This is a genomic window from Microcoleus sp. S28C3, from assembly GCF_036700785.1.
Taxonomy (GTDB): Bacteria; Cyanobacteriota; Cyanobacteriia; order Cyanobacteriales; family Microcoleaceae; genus Microcoleus; species Microcoleus asticus.
In genome coordinates this window covers 33,983-52,356 of record NZ_JAUBPO010000006.1, presented here as the reverse complement: position 1 = coordinate 52,356, position 18,374 = coordinate 33,983, and the positions used below count along the sequence as shown (strand labels likewise).

At 43.5% G+C, this 18,374-nt stretch carries 11 protein-coding genes; 7 read left to right on the top strand and 4 right to left on the bottom strand.

The genetic code is table 11. The annotated features are described in order from the left end of the window. The first annotated feature begins 578 nt into the window (after window positions 1–578). Both QUA13_RS03505 and QUA13_RS03500 read left to right on the top strand, forming a co-directional pair. Entirely contained in the window at window positions 579–6,506 is a 5,928-nt protein-coding gene (locus QUA13_RS03505) for an AAA family ATPase (protein WP_333196654.1), read from the top strand. Continuing rightward, window positions 6,506–8,050 (top strand): response regulator, encoded by a 1,545-nt coding sequence (locus QUA13_RS03500; protein ID WP_333196652.1) that lies wholly within the window; start codon window positions 6,506–6,508, stop codon window positions 8,048–8,050. Before QUA13_RS03505 ends, QUA13_RS03500 begins: the two co-directional genes overlap by 1 nt. Window positions 8,051–8,483: 433 nt before the next feature. Here QUA13_RS03500 and QUA13_RS03495 read toward each other — a convergent pair whose 3' ends face one another. Further along, window positions 8,484–9,944: an SGNH/GDSL hydrolase family protein gene (locus tag QUA13_RS03495; protein ID WP_333196650.1), complete on the bottom strand. Its 1,461-nt coding sequence runs from the start codon at window positions 9,942–9,944 to the stop codon at window positions 8,484–8,486. A 350-nt stretch (window positions 9,945–10,294) separates the two neighbouring features. On the opposite strand from QUA13_RS03495, the gene QUA13_RS03490 reads away from it, so the two are divergent. Then, window positions 10,295–10,639: a Dethiobiotin synthetase gene (locus QUA13_RS03490; protein WP_172184826.1), complete on the top strand. Its 345-nt coding sequence runs from the start codon at window positions 10,295–10,297 to the stop codon at window positions 10,637–10,639. Between the two features lie 162 nt (window positions 10,640–10,801). Continuing rightward, a complete protein-coding gene (locus QUA13_RS03485; RefSeq protein ID WP_333196648.1) occupies window positions 10,802–11,050 on the top strand; it encodes a hypothetical protein in 249 nt (82 codons plus the stop codon). Window positions 11,051–11,295: 245 nt separating this feature from the next. On the opposite strand, the gene QUA13_RS03480 is transcribed toward QUA13_RS03485, so the two are convergent. Further along, window positions 11,296–11,493 carry a hypothetical protein gene (locus tag QUA13_RS03480; protein ID WP_333196647.1) on the bottom strand — a complete coding sequence of 66 codons (198 nt, stop codon included), beginning with the start codon at window positions 11,491–11,493 and terminating at the stop codon, window positions 11,296–11,298. A 272-nt stretch (window positions 11,494–11,765) separates the two neighbouring features. On the opposite strand from QUA13_RS03480, the gene QUA13_RS03475 reads away from it, so the two are divergent. Beyond that, window positions 11,766–12,155: a hypothetical protein gene (locus tag QUA13_RS03475; RefSeq protein ID WP_333196646.1), complete on the top strand. Its 390-nt coding sequence runs from the start codon at window positions 11,766–11,768 to the stop codon at window positions 12,153–12,155. Between the two features lie 184 nt (window positions 12,156–12,339). On the opposite strand, the gene QUA13_RS03470 is transcribed toward QUA13_RS03475, so the two are convergent. Continuing rightward, on the bottom strand, window positions 12,340–13,647 hold the full coding sequence (locus QUA13_RS03470) for a glycoside hydrolase family protein (RefSeq protein ID WP_333196644.1): 1,308 nt from the start codon (window positions 13,645–13,647) through the stop codon (window positions 12,340–12,342). Window positions 13,648–13,784: 137 nt separating this feature from the next. Continuing rightward, a complete protein-coding gene (locus QUA13_RS03465; protein WP_333189632.1) occupies window positions 13,785–14,444 on the bottom strand; it encodes an NAD(P)H-binding protein in 660 nt (219 codons plus the stop codon). 121 nt (window positions 14,445–14,565) lie between these two features. On the opposite strand from QUA13_RS03465, the gene QUA13_RS03460 reads away from it, so the two are divergent. Together QUA13_RS03460 and QUA13_RS03455 are read left to right on the top strand one after the other, a co-directional pair. Beyond that, the gene (locus QUA13_RS03460) at window positions 14,566–15,279 is read left to right on the top strand and encodes a DUF1997 domain-containing protein (protein ID WP_333196642.1); all 714 of its coding nucleotides are present in this window, start codon (window positions 14,566–14,568) and stop codon (window positions 15,277–15,279) included. 782 nt (window positions 15,280–16,061) lie between these two features. Further along, the gene (locus tag QUA13_RS03455; RefSeq protein WP_333196641.1) at window positions 16,062–18,272 is read left to right on the top strand and encodes an ATP-binding protein; all 2,211 of its coding nucleotides are present in this window, start codon (window positions 16,062–16,064) and stop codon (window positions 18,270–18,272) included. Window positions 18,273–18,374 lie beyond the last annotated feature (102 nt).

The window sequence follows — 18,374 nt, the reverse complement described above, 5'->3', positions numbered from 1 at the left end:
TAATTTCTGCCGCGCAGCGACACATTGCCGTCCGACTCACCCAATTTCCGGTCTTAATAGCAAATAATTCAGATAAATCCACCAAAGTGGTATCAAGATGAGCTGTTAGCAGTGCTTTGACCAATGCTTCCGCATTGGTCAGATGACTGAATTGCGGTTTTCCTCTCTGTTTCGGCTGTAAATTTCCCTCGGTTTGTTGTGGCTCGTGGCTGTTGTTAGACGAGACTTTTAGGCTCCCTAAAATCTGGTGGCTACTTTTCTAATTGACATTTTTTCTGCCAAATGTGCTGTCACTATTTTTTCTCGGAGAGCGAGGGAATATGCTTTGATTAACTTTGACTAACCAAGGATATTTTATTTTTATTTATTGTACCGCATAACAGGGGTTCCCCCTGTATTAGTTTTTGTTATATTTAGATTTGTTAAAGTTCAAAAAATATTGAAAAACCTTAGATTATACTTGTTTGTAGTGCATTTAAAGATTTTTGTAATTTTGTCATAAATATCAGTATACCTACTGAGATATACCTACTGAAATATCCTCGGCTCTTCAATTTATAATCAGTGAAATTACACACATGAACCCTAGCTTTTTCGGTTACAACCTAAGCGAAGCTATTTACGAAAGTGTCAATACTATTATTTATCGCGCCACAAGACACGTTGATAGAACCTCCGCGATTATCAAAACCTTCAAGACCGAGCATCCGACAATCGAAGAAATTTCCCGCTTAAGACACGAACATAAAATCCTCAGACATTTAGACAGTGAAGGAATAGTTAAGCCCATAGCCTTAGAAAACTATCATAACGGCTTAGCGCTGATAGTAGAAAATTTTAGCGGTCAATCTTTAAAAGATTTTCTCAAAAATCAATCCTTGGCTATAAACGCATTTCTCAAAATCGGCATTCAGTTAGCAAACACTCTGGGAGAGATCCATCATAGTAATGTGATCCATAAAGATATTAAACCCCAAAATATCCTAATTAACCCAGAGACAAAGGAAGTAAAAATCATTGATTTTAGCATTGCTTCTCTCTTAGACCGAGAAAATCAAACCGTCACCAATCCCAACTTATTAGAAGGAACTCTAGCTTATATGTCGCCGGAACAAACCGGCAGAATGAACCGATCGGTGGACTACCGCACCGACTTTTACTCCCTTGGTGTTACATTTTATGAAATGCTGACGGGTAAGCTACCTTTTTCGGCAAAAGACCCTCTAGAATTCGTTCACTGCCATATAGCTAAAGCACCAATACCACCGAAAGAACTGAATTCAGAAATCCCGGATGCAGTTTCTGACATCGTAATGAAATTATTATCTAAAACCGCTGAAGATAGATATCAAAGTGCTTTGGGACTAAAAGTTGACTTGGAAACCTGCCAGCAGATGCTTTCTTCAGGAGAGATTTCCCACTTTATTATAGGTAAACTAGATTCCTACAGCCAATTTCTGATTCCGCAAAAACTCTATGGACGGGAAAGAGAAGTTGCTAGTTTACTAGAAGCCTTCACTCGCGTCAGTGCTGGGACAACGGAAATGATGCTAGTTTCCGGTTATTCAGGTATCGGCAAATCTTCCTTGGTTAACGAAGTTGATAAACCTATAGTCGGAGCACGAGGGTATTTTATTTCTGGTAAATTTGACCAGTTTAAACGAAATATTCCTTATGCTTCTTTAATTCAAGCATTTCAAGGATTGATGCGGCAACTGCTCACGGAAAATTCAGAGAAAATAGCAATTTGGAAATCTAAAATTATCGAAGCACTTGGTACCAGTGGCCAGGTTATTATTGATGTTATTCCCGAAGTAGAAAAGATTATTGACCCACAGCCTGCGGTGCCAACCTTGGGGTCAGCGGAATCCCAAAACCGATTTAATCGAGTCTTTCAAAAATTTATACAGGTGTTTAGTAAACCCGAACACCCCCTAGTTGTATTTTTAGATGATTTGCAGTGGGCAGATTCCGCTTCCCTGAAACTCATCCAGCTAATTATGACCGATCCCGATAGTAAATATCTGCTATTAATTGGGGCCTACCGGGATAATGAAGTCAGTCCTACTCATCCCTTAATTTATACCTTAGAGCAAATTCAAAAGAGCAATGCGGTAGTCAATAATATTATCCTCCAAGCTTTAGAAATATCTCATGTCAACCAGTTAGTCAGCGAAACCCTGCGCAGTCAAATTTCCGAAGTTTTGCCCCTGGCTGAGTTAGTGTTTAAGAAAACCCAGGGTAATCCTTTCTTTTTAACTCAACTTCTCAAATCCCTTTATCAAGACAAACTTCTATCCTTTGATTTCGATCGAGTTGGCTGGCAGTGGGATATTCAACAGCTTCAAGGCATTGAGATCAGCAATAATGTAGTCGAATTGATGGTCAGCCAGATTCAAAAGCTATCGTCCCAGACGCAGAAAGTCTTAAAATTAGCTGCTTGTATTGGAGATAAATTCAGTTTAGACGTTTTGGCAATTGCTAATAAAAAATCCCAGTCAGAGACGGCAATAGATTTATGGGAAGCGCTACAAACTGGTTTCGTTTTGCCACTAAATAATTCCTACAAAATCCCTTTACTATTTGACCCGAAAACATCCACAGAAAAGTCAACCGAACAGTTTAATGTCACCTACAAGTTTTTGCACGACCGAGTGCAACAGGCATCTTATTCTCTAATTCCCGACGAGCATAAAAAAGAAACTCACCTAAAAATCGGTCAACTACTGCTACATTCCACAACGCCTGAAGAACAAAAAGAAAATATTTTTATACTGGTTAACCAACTAAATTACGGCACCGATTTACTCACTTTAGAGTGGGAAAAATATGAATTGTCAGAACTCAATCTGATCGCCGGACAGAAAGCTAAAGCAGCAACAGCTTATGAATCCGCTGTCAAATATTTGAATGTGGGTTTGGGACTCCTCGCTGCTGATAGCTGGGAGAGTCAATACGAGCTGACTTTGAACCTCTATTTAGAAGCAGCAGAAGCAGAATTTATCACCACCAACTTTGAGCGATCGCAACAGTTGTCTGCTGTGATTATCAAAAAAGCAAAAACCATCCTAGAAAAAATCAAAGTTTATGAACTAAAAATTCAGTTTGATATGGCTGAAAACCGCACCCAATCAGCTATAGATACTGGCATTAGCGTTCTGGAAATGTTTGGCATTTCTCTGGAGCAAGAACCCCCTCAAACATTAATCATTGAGGATTTAGCCAGTCTGCCACCAATGACAGATGTTGATAAACTTGCGACCATGCGGATATTAACGAGCATCGTCATCGCGGCTTATCTTGGCAATGGAGCTATGCTGCCACTAATTATATATACGATGATCGATTTGTCGATAAAGTATGGCAACTCGCCCGAATCTGCTTACGCCTACGTTTTCTATGGCTCCCTTCTCTGTGGGCCAATGGGGGATATAGATTCTGGATATAAATTTGGTAAATTGTCCATTGTTGTATTGGATAAATTTGAAACTAACTCCCTCAACTGTAAGATTGGGTTAATATTTAATGCTCTTCTCAGATCCTGGAAAGATCGTAGTATGGAAACCCGAGAACCTTTGATTGATGCTATGCAAAGTGGCTTAGAAGTAGGTGATTTAGAATGTGCTTGCCACTGCCTAATCAATTATTGCTACATGACATTTTTAACCGAAAAAGAGCTAGAAAAAGTTGAATTTGAACAGAAAAAATATGTTGCTATTACCATTAAGTATAAGCAAGATTACGATACTTTTGCAATAAAAATTTACCAGCAATTAGTTAAAAATTTACTGGGCAAAGCCTCAGATAAATATCGGTTGATAGGTGACAGTTTTAATGAAAAAGAAATGGTTCCAATTTTCCTAGAATCTAATAATGGGACTCTGCTCTTTTTCTACCATGCCGCCCAAGCGATGCTCCGTTATTGTTTTAAAGATTACGAAGGCACAATAGTCAATGCTAGTTTAGTATCAAAATATGCCAGTTGCGGTGTGGGATTAATTCAGAATGCACTTGGCAACTTCTACCATTCTCTTGGTATGCTAGCAATGTATCCAAAAGCCTCAGCAAAAAACCAAGAAGAATACCTAAGTCAAGTATCAATAAACCAAGCCAAAATGAAAACTTGGGCGTTTCATGCACCGAGTAACTTCCAGCATAAGTATGACTTAGTAGAAGCAGAAAAAGCGCGGATTTTAGGACAACCTTTAGAAGCCAGCGATTATTACGATCGCGCCATAGCAGGAGCCAAAGAACAGGGATATCTGCAAGAAGAAGCCTTAGCCAACGAACTAGCCGCAGAATTTTATTTTTCCCGCTCTAAAGATAAAATTGCTCGAATTTATTTAACCGATGCTTACTACGGATATAGTCGCTGGGGAGCTAAAGCTATAGTCAAAGATTTAGAAGCCAGATATCCTCAAATACTTTCCCGGATAGCCAAGCCAGAAAGTCAACGTAGCCAGGTCACGATGACCACTACCTCGACGAGTGGAGGGAGCGCAGGATCTCTAGATTTAGCTACTGTGATCAAAGCATCTCAAGCTCTTTCTGGTGAAATTGTACTGAGTAAGCTATTGGCGAAATTGATGAAAATTGTAATTGAGAATGCGGGTGCTCAAAGTGGTATTTTCATTTTAGAAAAAGCTGGAAATCTACTAATTGAAGCTTACGGAACCGTAGATAGCGATGTAGAAGTGCTGCAAACAATACCCGTAGTAAAAAGTCAGCAACTACCCATATCTTTGATTAACTATGTTGCCCGAACTCAGGAAAATGTTGTATTAAACGATGCGAGTTGTGAGGGAACCTTCACGGCGGATACTTATATAGTCAACCAAAAACCCAAGTCAGTATTATGTACTCCAATCGTTCATCAAGGAAAACTTACTGGCATTCTTTACTTAGAAAATAATCTCACAACTGGTGCTTTTACTCCAGATCGTTTAGAAGTTTTACAACTTTTATCTTCTCAAGCAGCTATTTCAATTGAAAATGCCCGTCTTTATAACGATTTGGCAGCAGCCAACGCTACTTTAGAAGCGAAGGTGGCAGAAAGAACGCAACAGTTACAAGAAAAAAATATCCATTTACAAAAAGCAGAAGAATTAGCGAAAGCCGCCAACTCTGCCAAAAGTGAGTTTCTTGCTAATATGAGCCACGAACTCCGAACGCCACTTAATGGCATTTTGGGTTACACCCAAATCCTCAAACGACAAAAAAACTTAGCTGACCAGCAAAAAGATGGTCTGAACGTGATTAGTCAGTGTGGCGAACACCTCTTAACCCTAATTAACGATATTTTAGACCTGTCCAAAATCGAAGCCCGAAAAATGGAAATTCACCTGAGTAATTTCCCTTTCTCAGAATTTTTGGAAGGCATTGCTGAAATTTGCAATATTAGGGCAGAACAAAAGGGAATCTCCCTGATTTACGAGCCAATTACCAAACTACCTATTGCCGTTGAGGGTGATGAAAAACGGTTGCGACAAGTTTTAATCAACTTACTCGGCAATGCGATTAAGTTTACCGAAAAAGGCGGAGTGGCATTCAAAGTAGGATATCAGGATGGCAAAATCCGGTTTCAAGTGGAAGATACCGGAGTTGGTATGGCACCAGAGCAATTGCAAGACATATTTTTGCCTTTTCACCAAGTAGGAGAGGCCAACCTTAAGGTTGAAGGAACCGGGTTGGGACTGGCAATTAGCCGCCAATTAGTCCAGATGATGGGCGGTGAAATAAAGGTAAAGAGTACATTAGGACAAGGGAGCATTTTTTGCTTCGATTTAGATTTACCAGAGGTATCGGAATGGGCGACTAATGTAGCCAAAGCGAATGCTCACATAATCGTTGGTTTCAAAGGCGAAAAGCGAAAAATTATCATAGCTGACGACAAGTGGCAGAATCGCTCAATGATGGTGGGAATGCTTGAACCTTTAGGATTTGAAATTCTGGAAGCAACGGAGGGTCAGGACTGTTTAAACAAGGCAAAAGAGTTTAAACCAGACTGTATATTAATGGACTTGATGATGCCAATAATGAGTGGCTTAGAAGCGACCCGCAGGCTTCGCAAATCACTAGGTCAGACTAAGTTAGTGGTGATTGCTACTTCGGCCAGCGTTTTTGATTTCGATCGACAGCAAAGTGTCGATGTAGGTTGCAATGATTTTATCCCGAAACCCATACGAATAGAGGAGCTTTTAGAAAAATTACGAGTTCATTTGGGGTTAGAATGGATTTATGAAGACAATTTGGAAGAAATTAGGAAAGCAGAAGCAGAAAAAAAATCTCTCAGTTCTGAAATTGTAGCTCCCCCCGATGAAGAAATCGCCATTTTATTCAATCTAGCGATGATGGGCGATCTTCGAGCCATTGGAGAGCGAGCTACAAAGCTAGAACAACTCAATGAGCAATGGGGACCCTTTGCTACGCATCTGCGCCAGTTAGTCAAAGGATTTGAAGAACAACAAATCTTGGAGTTTATTAAGCAATATAGGACGGCAAAATAATGAATAACGAAGTTTCCCAACAAAGCACAATTTTAATCGTAGATGATACCCCCACTAATTTAGGTGTCCTGTTCGATTTTTTGGCTGATTATGGCTTCAAAGTATTGGTAGCTAGGGATGGTCAAAGTGCTCTTCAGAAGGTCGAATATGCCGCGCCCGATTTGATCCTGTTGGATGTGCTTATGCCGGGAATAGATGGGTTTGAAACTTGCAGCCGATTGAAAGCTAATGATTTAACGAGAGACATTCCCGTGATTTTTATGACGGCTCTTGCTGATACGGTAGATAAGATTAAAGGTTTGAGTCTTGGTGCGGTGGATTATATCACTAAGCCTCTTCAGCACGAAGAGGTTTTAGCTCGCGTTAATGTCCACATGAAGCTCCGCAACCTGTCGAAGAAACTCCTAGAGAAAAATGTGTGCTTGCAAGCAGAAATCGAACAGCGTGTCAAAGCGGAATCCTCGCTTTTGAACCTGGCATCGGAGTTGGAAAGGCGAGTTGAGGAAAGAACGGCTGAACTTTTCCAATCCAATCAATTGCTCAAACAGGAGATTCAAGAGCGTCTGCAAGCAGAGGCGGGATTGCAACAATCGGAAGCTCAATTACGAACCCAAGCTCAATGCTTAGAAAAAGCTTTTCGCGAATTGCAATTGACCCAGACTAAACTTGTGCAGAGCGAAAAAATGTCTTCTCTAGGTCAGCTTGTTGCAGGTGTAGCTCATGAAATAAATAATCCCGTTAATTTTATTTTTGGGAATCTTTCTTACGCCCATGACTATACCAAAAGTCTGATTGAACTCGTGAATCTTTATCAGCAGGAATTCCCCGTTTCCGGAGCTAAAATTGAAGAGAAAATAGACGAGATGGAACTGGAGTTTTTGGTTGAAGACTTGCCTAAACTGCTGACTTCAATGAAGGTAGGTGTAGACCGGATTCGCGAAATTATTCAGTCGCTGCGAATCTTCTCGCGCTTAGATGAATCTGAGATGAAACCAGTGGATATTCACCAGGGTATTGATAGCACTCTGTTAATTTTGCATAACCGCGTTAAAGGAAGGGGCGATCGACCTCCGATAGAGGTGGTCAGAGAATTCGGCAATCTGCCTCTGGTAGAGTGTTATGCTGGTCAGCTTAACCAGGTGTTTATGAATCTTGTCGCTAATGCTATTGATGCCCTAGATGATTACAATTCGACGCGATCGTTAAGTGAAATGAAAGCCAATCCCTCTAAGATTTTCATTCGCACTGAAGTCACGGACAGCAATCGGGTAGTAATCCAGATTAAGGATAACGGGTCTGGGATGACAGAAGATATCAGCAGACACCTATTTGAGCCATTTTTTACTACTAAACCTCTAGGGAAGGGCATCGGTATTGGGTTGTCAATTTCGCATCAGATTGTAGTGGAGAAACACGGTGGTCAGCTCAATTGTATTTCAGCTCCCAATCAGGGGGCACACTTTATTATTGATATTCCAATTCACCAGAGATTATTTGCTAACAATTTGATTCCGATGTCTGAAACAGCTTTGAGGATTTCTTAGGTGACTTTAACTTAACGGGACTTAAACAAATTTTAAGCCCCAATAAATCCCAAACTGGCTTTATACGCAGTAAATACCTTCATATTTTATGGCAGCCAGTACACAAATCTATAAAATTAGAGCTATTCTCAAAGCTGACAAAGCAGAGCGTAAATGGGCCTAAATGTAGGAAACCGCAATCAGAATCACTCAACACCGCAACCAGGATTTTTTAGAGACCACATAAAATGCAATTGAAGCCAAACATTAAAGCACATTAAATGCAACCCTAACGCTGACCTTAACAAACATGAATCCTCAACATTTAAGAAATTGGGAAAGCTAATTGTTGCTACTCTACCTCATAACAGCGGTTTCTGCTGTTATGAGGTAAGCTGCGGTGTGCATGGAACCCTACATAAATTCAGTTCGCAGTAAAGAATGAAGTCCTAATTCATGGTTCAGGAATATAAGGAGGGCGATACACTCGAATTGCCTGAATTGGAACTTTCCCATCTGTTTCGGGGACGATTTCGAGGATGTGTTTGGAGTTGCTCAAATTCTGAGCTAATGTTGTAGGGTATTCGCGGCTTGAATCTGCAATTTGTGGCGCAAGATATGAATCAACAAACATCGGCCGCACTTGCCAGGAAATCTCAAAGCCTTTAGGCGTCTGTTTTTTAGAGTATTCATAGGCATTTTTCAGCCACCAGTTTCTCGCTTCAATCACGACGCGGCCAGAATTTGAGACAAACATTTCGTCGTTGGTACCGCTGCCGTCGTAACCTGTTTTAGAACCTACAACGTCAAATTTAAACTTGCTGGCGTCGCTGTTAATCTCTGTAATTACGGCTTTCCAATCTTCGACGATTAGCGGTTTTTGACTGGATACTTGGAGAATAGCCGGCCAAGCCACGCCAAGACTAAGGCTAGGTCTGGTGATGCTGTAAAGTTCAGGAAATTCTGAGGGTTTTTTGCCGTCGATCGCAATTCTAGCAGAAATTGCCTTGCCGTTGAAGGTTTTATCGGCGATCGCATCTATTCTATTTCCTTCAAATTCTAAAACCAATTTGCCATCTTTCCACTTAACATCGTTGCCAACTGTATAGGTTTTCACTAAATCCTGCGCCGGTTGAGGAGAATTTGGCTTGTATCGCAGGTGCGGTTTTATCAGAGCAGCTAGGAGAAAATTTCCCCAATCGTTGAGGTGAATTTCATCCCTTAATAGCTGTTGGGGCTGCAAGCGATTATCTTTCAAATACCGCATCCAAGGTTCACGAATTTCGGCGATTTCGCAGCCGTATTTATCGGCTAACTCAGGCAGCCATTGAGTAGAATGAGTCTTGTGCCATTCGTATCTGTTTATTTGTCCTGGATCGTCGCTGTTGCCTGTCGGCATCCAGTCGATGTGGTCTGAATGCAAGAGTATTTCGCTAGCAGTGCGGCTGCGGACATTGGCAATTATGGCTTCGTAATCTTCACCGCCTCCGTAGACGTGAAAGATTAGCAAATCTGGATAAAAAGGATACAAATCGTGTTCGCTGGGACGGATTAAAATCGGGGCATAAAATCCTCCGATCGCCCGATTTTCCACAATCAAATCTGCATTGGGAAATCGCTGTTTCAAATCCTTCGCTACATCTTTCCACCAATCTTGTTCTGTGATGGATTGACCGTAGAATAGAATACGCACTTGGCGGCGGTCTGTTGGAGTGCTTGCCGCAAGTAGCCCCATCGTCCTTTGAATCCTCGCTCCAAAAGTAGCATTATTTTCAAGAGGAGCGGGTGGGGGAAATGGCGTATAAGCAGCTATTTTTTTGATGAGCGGAACTAACAGAAAGCTCAGACACAAAAAAAGCAGCCACAAGTAGCGATAAATCTTTGATTTTCTGCTATTTCCTTGCTGTTTTGCCATTGTTTTATTTTTCCATTCTTTAAATCCCACCCATAACTAAGCTGTTGGGCATCTAAATTATATTTTTGGGCGGGCGTCCCGCCAACCCCACAAAAACTCGATCAAACTTGATTGTAAAATTTAGATAAACCTGGGCTTACTAAGAGTAGCTTTAGGGTGCGCAATGCGCACCTTGCGAGAGCTTTCGGGTACTGGACAATGCGACCTCACGAGTAGCTTCCGGGTACTGGGCTGGCGCACCTCACGAGTAGCTGTAGTTTAGCCTGTATCGAAATATATTACCAAATTGAGCGAGACATAAAGTGATATAATGCCAGCTAATTAATTGCCGGAGATCGATCGCACGTCAAATGGATTACAAAACAGCCCGCAGTTTTCTGATCGACCAAGGAACCGCCCTGGAAACCAAGAAAAATCCCGACGCCTTCCTGATGCGTCTCAAACAAGGTCAGCCTCCCGTACCCGGACAGGTGACATCGATTTTATTAGCTTTAAAAATATTGTTTGAGGGCCTGCAAGAATCTCCAATGCTCGATCGACAATTAATCTCGGCACTGCATTTACTGTCAGTAGAAGGTTTGCAGCAATTTGAAGCAGGACTGCGCAAAGGAGTTTCTTGGCCGCCGTTGCTGAAGGAAGACTTAAATCGAATTGCGATCGCAGTCAAGAATATCTTTTCCGGCGTTTGGCAATAATTTAGCTCGGCAACCACCGCTCCCGATACCCACCGCCAGCAGACTCAACTTTTTATTATACAAATTTTTGTAAAAAAATCTGTAAATCTTGCTACATTTACCCTCGAATTGTGGCATCTTAATAAAAGAATCGATTCTAACAAGCAATTGGAGAAACTACTCATGAACGCAGAAGAAAAAGCTAGACAACTAATTGCACAAGAAAGGCAGCATAACGAACACTTGCAAGACTCTATGCTCAACCGTTCCTCTCACGAGCTAGAAACACCTAGCGAGGGAATTACTGAAGAAAAAGCCAGAGAATTAATGGCTCAAGAACGGCAGCACAGTGAACACCTGCACGACTCTATGTTAAGCCGTTCCTCCCAAAAGGTAGAGGCATCGCTCGCACCCGATGACACTCACAAATAAATTTTGTTAACACAGGACTTACGGACAAAAACCCAAGAAACCGGGTTTTTATACCAGGACAAAGCGCTGTAAAAATGTTTTTGTGTAAACAACCAGGTTTCTGCGTTCGGTTCGACCACAGTACAGCAAAACTATACTCAAATCGAGGAGGATTGTAGGTGCAATCAACACAGCCCCTGCTTGGTTTGCAGTCACTATCACAAACCTCAACGCGCCATATATAGCAAGAGAAAAGCCAAACTTTACTACTCGCGAAAGCTTTCGAGGGATGCCAAAAGAGCTGGCAGTTCCTCCAGCACAGCCGACACCAAAGCCTCATCTTTGTAAACTCGCGATCGGACAGTGCGGATACTTTTAGACGCCGAGGTGATAGAGCCTCGCAGTTCCGAGTTTCCGGTTTCAACCAGCCCTAAATTTTTTGTTCTTCCCGTCCGGCCAAACATAGCAGTATCCTCTGTTTATCCCTAGATATGCGCCCGTAAAATTTTTCAGGGCTTGCTCAATATTTCTATTGTTCCTCAGATGGGTAATAGAGATGAAATCATGAAATAATTATTCACGATCAGTAGGGATCAACTTAAACTGCATAACAACTCTTATTAATTTGTTACACGGGGCGTTTGTCTAAGCCCATCGCCCGCGACGACACAGACACCAGCAAGCAAAAAGGCGATCGCCCCTACAATCGCCGTTGTCACAGCAGGAACTGCTATCTATGATTTTAACTTTTAGTCCAGCAACAGTTATAAGTCAAATCAGGCCGACTGTCCAAAGCTTACCCGACGGAGACTACCGCTACCGAGACTCCTTTGTGATCGATCGACCTTTTCGAGAAATCCAATTTCGCAAACAAGATATATACATCACCGGCAGCGATTCCGACAAACGCACGGGAAAAAGTTACTGCTTCCGGGGAATCCCCCAGCAGAACAACATTATTAACCTCACGGTAGCGATCGAAATTTCCCCGAAAACAGCACAGCAAACCGAGTGGAAATTAGCACCGGGAAACCCGATTAATTTCGACAAGCTTTATCCGCTGCAAGCTGCGCCGGGATTAGAATTGTACAAATGCCTGACAGCCTTTTTACCAGAATTGAAATAGTGATTATTCCTGGAGGCACAAACTATTTTTCTAGGGGGCGCACTGCGCACATTACCCCTAGCAATAGCGGCTAAAACCATTTTTTTGCCCTTAGTCCTGAGTGATATCAAATCTGATAAATTGCACCGGATATCTCTCGGACACGGCAGTGCCGTGTCCCTACCATTGTTTGTGTTAATTTAACCTAAGAACCAGCATTTTCCAATTCTTCGCGCAGCATTTCCTGGTAGACTTTCGGCAAACTAGAACTCATAGAATTGTTCTCAATTCCATATCCCAAACTCGTCCAAGTTCCGGAAAGCATCCGCAATACCTCAGTTAATCTTTCCTGCCGCAGCATTTCTGAAATATCAGCTTTCCAAAACTTGCGATCGCTCAACCAAGCATAAACCACAGCATCCTGATCTTCGGGTTCAAAACTGTAATCTTCCCAGAATAAAAAATTAGCAGGACGGGCCTGATAGCGCTTAGCCTTCTCCTTCCAAGTGGTAGTCAGAAATTGATACCTGCCCGCAGCCGTAGTACACTTGCCCCGATTCGGGCCATTAACAATTTTCACGCACCAGTCAGGATGGCGGCTCAAATCTAATACGTATTTGCCACCGTAAACAACGTGATAAGGCCGAGAAACATTCGACTCGCTAGCAGAAATAGTGCGCATCAGGGCTCGAATGTAAGGATCGCCCGTTTTCATCGCCAGCGGCGGAGATTGTTTCCCCTCACTCGCCGACTGTGACAACTGCTGATTTCCCCGCAAATTGGCAACAAAAAAAACACCGCCACCAATCACAGCGCCGATTAAAAGTAGAAATCCGAGGATTTGAATTTCCGATTGCCTCAGCAAACCCCTTTTTCGACGGCTCAATTTCTCAGCTTCTAGCCAAGTCATTTCTATTTCCGCAATTTCGGCTAATCTTCGAGCTGCCCGCATCCGGCGCACCCGAAAATCGTATTGATATAGCGGCGCCGCTAACAGGGTTAAACTCGATAAAACCCCAGCCAATTTGATGAGCCAGAAATCGAATTCACCGGCGATCGCAACATTTGTTAGAGTAGATATTCCTGTTAGTAATTGAGCCGGATCGAACGATCGCGCTGGCCAATAAAAAATCGCAAGTTGCACCAACAGTGACAGATTGAATGCAAAAAAAATCACTACAACAGCATTCAAGCCTTCTCGCAAGTGCGATCGCATACCAGTGTGTCGGCGCTTGAACTTGCGCGCAACGCGAAAGCGGCTCGGCAGCGTAATTAGTAAGGGATTTAAGATTTTGACGACTAAAAAGTGACAAATAGAAAACAAAGGTAACTGAATCAGCCAAGCCGCCAGCAGTAGAGTCAGAAAGCCGATATCGTCGCTGACAAAAGGAATGCCCCTGCGAAGGACAAAACTAAAACTCTGAGCGAGAGCAAATGCCCTTAACCACGAAATCGGATAGGGGAACCAAGCTGGCCACTTGAGAGTTTTCATGCTGAGAGAGGGAAATTTCAACGGCGAATAGTAAAACTATTAAGATTTTGCCAGATTTGGCGATCGGAAAATTGGTGTAGGGTGCGTCAGCCCCAATCTTTGACCCACATCAAAGTGTTTTTTGTCTGACGCACCGAACCCAAGCGAGTCTAATTCAATCAAATCACAGCAGCAAACAACTCCTCAAAACTCTTTTGCGGAGCCTCCGACTTCGCCACAATTTCCACAACCTTGTTGCGAGAAGTCGGCTCAAACAGCGCCTCCACGCACACTTGGGCTACCTTAGTGCGGGGAATGCTACCGTCTGATAGTTTGTCTGCAGCAGCCATGACGATCGCATCTGAATTATCCTCATTTTTGAGACCGCCCGGACGGACGATCGTATAAGTCAAGCCGCTTTTTTGCAAATACTCCTCGGCTTGCTTTTTCCAAACCAGAATCAGCCAGAACAAATTCAGCGGGTGAAAAAAGTTAGAGACGCACAGAGAAGTCACGAGCACAAAATGCTCAATTCCCTTAGCCTTAGCTGCATCCACCAAATTTTTAGTACCTTCAAAATCCACCTTGTAAGGCGCTGTCGGGTCAAAACCAGGGGCTGCCCCTGTCGCGCACAGCAACACCGTACTATCGCCGATGGCATCGCCCAGGGAAGTCGCATTTAATACATCCCCAGTCACTAACTCAGCCTCCGGTGGTAAAATTTGCCTAGCTGTCTCTAGATTTCGGACTAAAGCGCGCACGGGAATGCCTCGCTTGACCAATTCTGTGACGATTCGGCGGCCAGTCTGACCTGTGGCTCCTGCTACAAATGCTTTCATAAGTCGAGTTATGCTGAACTAGGGTAAGTTTTGTTACTATCAATTTCTCAATTGTAGGGAGGAAACTTCCTTAACACATCCCCAACCAGATTGATTGGCGTGTATAACAGGAGAGCATACAATGAAGCAGGATTCCGCTGAATATCAAACTTTTGAAGCTTCTGACGAAAATTACTACGCAGATGCGAGTTTCCGGCAGCCGGAAAGTGGCAGCGCGGAGGCAGGAGAGGAAGTTGAGCCGATTTGGTTTCACACGCATTTTGAAGACAGCATGGAGATGTACGCGGATGCGGAGACGGTGGCGAAGCATTTGAACAACCACAAGACTTGGTTTTGCCAGTGCGCTTCGCCGATGAAGGCCCAGCCGCTCGGCGAAAACGGCTATGACTTATTAATCGGGCGTTTTGGGGCTTTTGGCTACTGCGTTGAAGCGAGAATTGGTTTAGAGTTGCTGCCTCCTGACGCTGAAGGCTGCTATTTGATTAAGACTATTCCGGTTCCGAATTATACCTCGCCGGGGTATGAGGTGGATTTTCGATCGGCGATGAAGCTAGTGGAGATACCGTCTCATGAGTTTGCCGCCGATTGGCCGAGCTCGGAACGTGCTAAGCTGCCGCCTGCTATTACCAGTGCTGCGTGGGAGCTGGATTTGGCTGTGGGGGTTTGCTTTCCCAAGTTTATTCGATCGATGTCTCAACCTTTAATAGAAAAAACCGGCGATGCGCTTTTGGAAAAAATTATTAAACAAGTTAACCGCCGCTTGACTTATAAAACTCAGCTTGTGTTTCACGAAAGTTTGGGCATCCCTTTTCCGAAAAATCCTCATAAACATTAACAAGACTTACGTTCTAACTCACATTTGTAGGGTGCGCACTGCGCACCTTACTCATAAGTGCGATCGTAATAACTCATACCTTTTGAGATTTTAGACTTCGGCGCGAGCGCTCAGGCAAACTATTTGAGATTAAAGAAGTGGGAATAACTGATTGTGTATGGGTTGGGAACACGGCCCTACAGTTGCTTTTTTGAAACTGATATCATATCAATTGCAGTTGCACGAGCCAGATGGCTGTTGACTGTTGACTAAAATTATGCTTTCGTCGGGACAACTGACTGTTTGGACATTTGAACAATACCGATGCAACCAAAAACGATATCACTTCCTTCGCGTGCTTAGGGCGCACCTTACCCCTGTTTTATTGAACGCAACATTTGCTTGACCAGTTAAGCGAAATAACCAAGTTATTGCTAATACAGTTTAAGGGTAAGGTCGTGATTGCATTTTGACATATGCTCTTTTACGATCAGGTCAATTAGTTTTTATTCTGGGTAAATTTAGCACAGGGTGGAACACAATAGTTTCAAGTCAGAGGACATCAACTTGGACAGCATTGTTATTACAAGATTCTCCTTCTGTCATCATGCTTTCCATCCTTATTACCTGATGATTAAACAGTGTACCCGATGCAGTTCAAAGCTGGCTCGGATCGCCCTCCGAAACCAGCAAGTGTCTCAGATCACAAAAGCGATCGCTCCCGCTCACTACCAAAAAACCTAAAATTATGTCACATTAAGTAAAGGGTTATCAAAGAACTCTTGCCATATCCGTAAAAAGTTATGACAACAAAACTAAGAGCTACAGACACAGAGAAAATGGAGATAGACGGGCAGCAGTTGAAAGCAGACCAAGAACTGATTCTCAATCAAGTAGACAATCCGATCGCTCTGTTCGACTCGTCGGACTGCTTAGTTTTGTTTAACAAAAAATTGGCCGGAACTTGGGGACTGTCCCCAGAATGGCTCGCAACAAAGCCCAAGTGCCCTGTGCTGTTTGCGGAAATTGTCGATCGGGGTTACTTGTCAGTCCAGCAGTGGCAACAGTTTAAGCAAGCACTGGAAAAATCTCAGGATGGAAGTTTATCATATTATTTCGAGCAATCCAATGCGGTTTGTTTGGAGGTGTGCGTCACGATTACCAACAGCGGCGGACGGCTGTTTATCTTTCGAGATGTTACGGTATACCAAAACTCCCAAGCTAGCTTGAACGCAGAAGTCCGGCGGCTGACATTTCTGTTAGGTTTAACTGAACGGCTGCAAAACTCTGACAGTTTGCAAGAAATAGGTCACTTTGCCCTCACCTATCTGGTAGAGGCAATGAATGCATCTTTCGGAGATGTCAAGGTGATTAGCGGCAAGGGAAACGATCGGTTTGCGGCGGCGATTTACAACCAAGTTTCTAGTGAATTTCTGGCTACTTACGGGGAACCAGTCGCCGCAGGAATGCAAGAATTGCTCGACAAAGGTATTCCCTACGGCATAGGTTTGCTGTGGGAAGTAGTGAAAACTGGTAAACCTTTGTTCGTCGAGGATTATGCCCAACATCCCAATGCCGTGCCGGAATTTCGGCATCCGGGAATCGGACAACTGGGCATTTTTCCGATCGCAGCTACCAACGGCACGATTATCGGCGTACTGACGCTGGAGTCGCGCAACGTCAAAAAACTGCAAACCGCCCTCAACCAAGAAGTGCTGGAGGCTGCTTGCCGGACTCTGGGGGCGGCGATCGAGCGGACTCAGACACAAGAAAATCTGCGCCAAGTTAACAAACAATTAGAGTATTCTTCTCAGTTGAAATCCGAGTTTTTAGCCTCGATGTCTCACGAATTGCGGACGCCTCTCAACAGCATTCTCGGCTTTTCTGACTTGCTGCTGCGGCAATTTGCCGGACCCTTGAACGATCGACAAATCAACTATGTAGAACTGATCGAAAAAAGCGGCCAGCACTTGTTGCAGCTAATCAACGATATTCTGGATCTTTCTAAAATAGAAGCCGGGAAAGTAGAACTAAACTTACAGCCGGTTCGCGTTCACGAACTCGCGACCGACTGTTTGAAAATGATGCAGCCTCGGGCAGACAAAAAGCGGATAGCTTTATCTTTAGAACTCGACTATCGCATTACTAAAGTTTGGCTCGACGAACGGCGAATGCGACAAATTGCGATCAATTTACTTTCCAATGCCATTAAATTTACCCCCGAGCAGGGACAAGTTAAACTCATCGGGCGTCTGGCCTATGGCAGCGAAATAAACGACGACTATCGGCCGGATTGTTCTCCTGTAAATGCCAGCACTCCTTATTTGTGTTTTGAGGTGAAAGACTCCGGCATCGGCATTCCTCAAGACCGCTGGCACTTGCTATTTCGACCTTTTCAACAGGTGGATTCTTCGCTGACTAGGCGCCACGAAGGTACAGGTTTGGGTTTGGCTTTGACGAAGCGACTGGCAGAATTGCACGGGGGGACTGTTTCTTTTCAATCAGTTTGCGATCGGGGAAGTGTTTTCCGCGTTTGGCTGCCTTTGACGGAGATGCGTCAAGAGTTAGGAAACTTTGCTTCTTGTGCCTTGGATTCCAAGCCAGTCCCTGCTTCTGGGATTGCTTTACGAATTGGCAGAAAGCGGATTTTGGTTGTCGAAGACCAGCCTTTTAACCAAATGTTAATTTCTGAGGTGATGGAATTGGAGGGGTACGAGGTACAGATACTCGCGGATGGGAAGGCGATGGTCGATCTTCTCGCCGCCTCTACTGCCCCGGAGTTGCTGCCGAATTTGATTTTGATGGACATTCAGTTGCCGGATGTTGACGGTTTTGAGTTGATGCGCCGAGTTAAAGCAGATCCTGTCTGGCAGTCGGTACCGATGATTGCGGTGACGGCGATGGCGATGCCCGGCGACCGCGATCGATGTTTGGAAGCTGGCGCTTCTGCTTATTTGAGCAAGCCGCTGGATTTGAATTTGACGATCGCTACTGTTCGTTCTTTTCTCAGCTAACAATAATTATTTGTAATCCAGCACTGCCATTTATTATAATTGATAAAAAGAAAGGTTAAACTCAATAGTAGATAAATATCTATAGGACTTGCGCACACTTGC

Bases quoted from the DNA above. Each gene is read 5' to 3' on its own strand.
- QUA13_RS03485 (WP_333196648.1), top strand. From the start codon at position 10,802: ATGAACGCAGAAGAAAAAGCTAGACAACTAATTGCACAAGAAAGGCAG.
- QUA13_RS03505 (WP_333196654.1), top strand. From the start codon at position 579: ATGAACCCTAGCTTTTTCGGTTACAACCTAAGCGAAGCTATTTACGAA.
- QUA13_RS03495 (WP_333196650.1), bottom strand. From the start codon at position 9,944: ATGGCAAAACAGCAAGGAAATAGCAGAAAATCAAAGATTTATCGCTAC.
- QUA13_RS03465 (WP_333189632.1), bottom strand. From the start codon at position 14,444: ATGAAAGCATTTGTAGCAGGAGCCACAGGTCAGACTGGCCGCCGAATC.
- QUA13_RS03500 (WP_333196652.1), top strand. From the start codon at position 6,506: ATGAATAACGAAGTTTCCCAACAAAGCACAATTTTAATCGTAGATGAT.
- QUA13_RS03455 (WP_333196641.1), top strand. From the start codon at position 16,062: ATGACAACAAAACTAAGAGCTACAGACACAGAGAAAATGGAGATAGAC.
- QUA13_RS03480 (WP_333196647.1), bottom strand. From the start codon at position 11,493: ATGTTTGGCCGGACGGGAAGAACAAAAAATTTAGGGCTGGTTGAAACC.
- QUA13_RS03475 (WP_333196646.1), top strand. From the start codon at position 11,766: ATGATTTTAACTTTTAGTCCAGCAACAGTTATAAGTCAAATCAGGCCG.
- QUA13_RS03460 (WP_333196642.1), top strand. From the start codon at position 14,566: ATGAAGCAGGATTCCGCTGAATATCAAACTTTTGAAGCTTCTGACGAA.
- QUA13_RS03490 (WP_172184826.1), top strand. From the start codon at position 10,295: ATGGATTACAAAACAGCCCGCAGTTTTCTGATCGACCAAGGAACCGCC.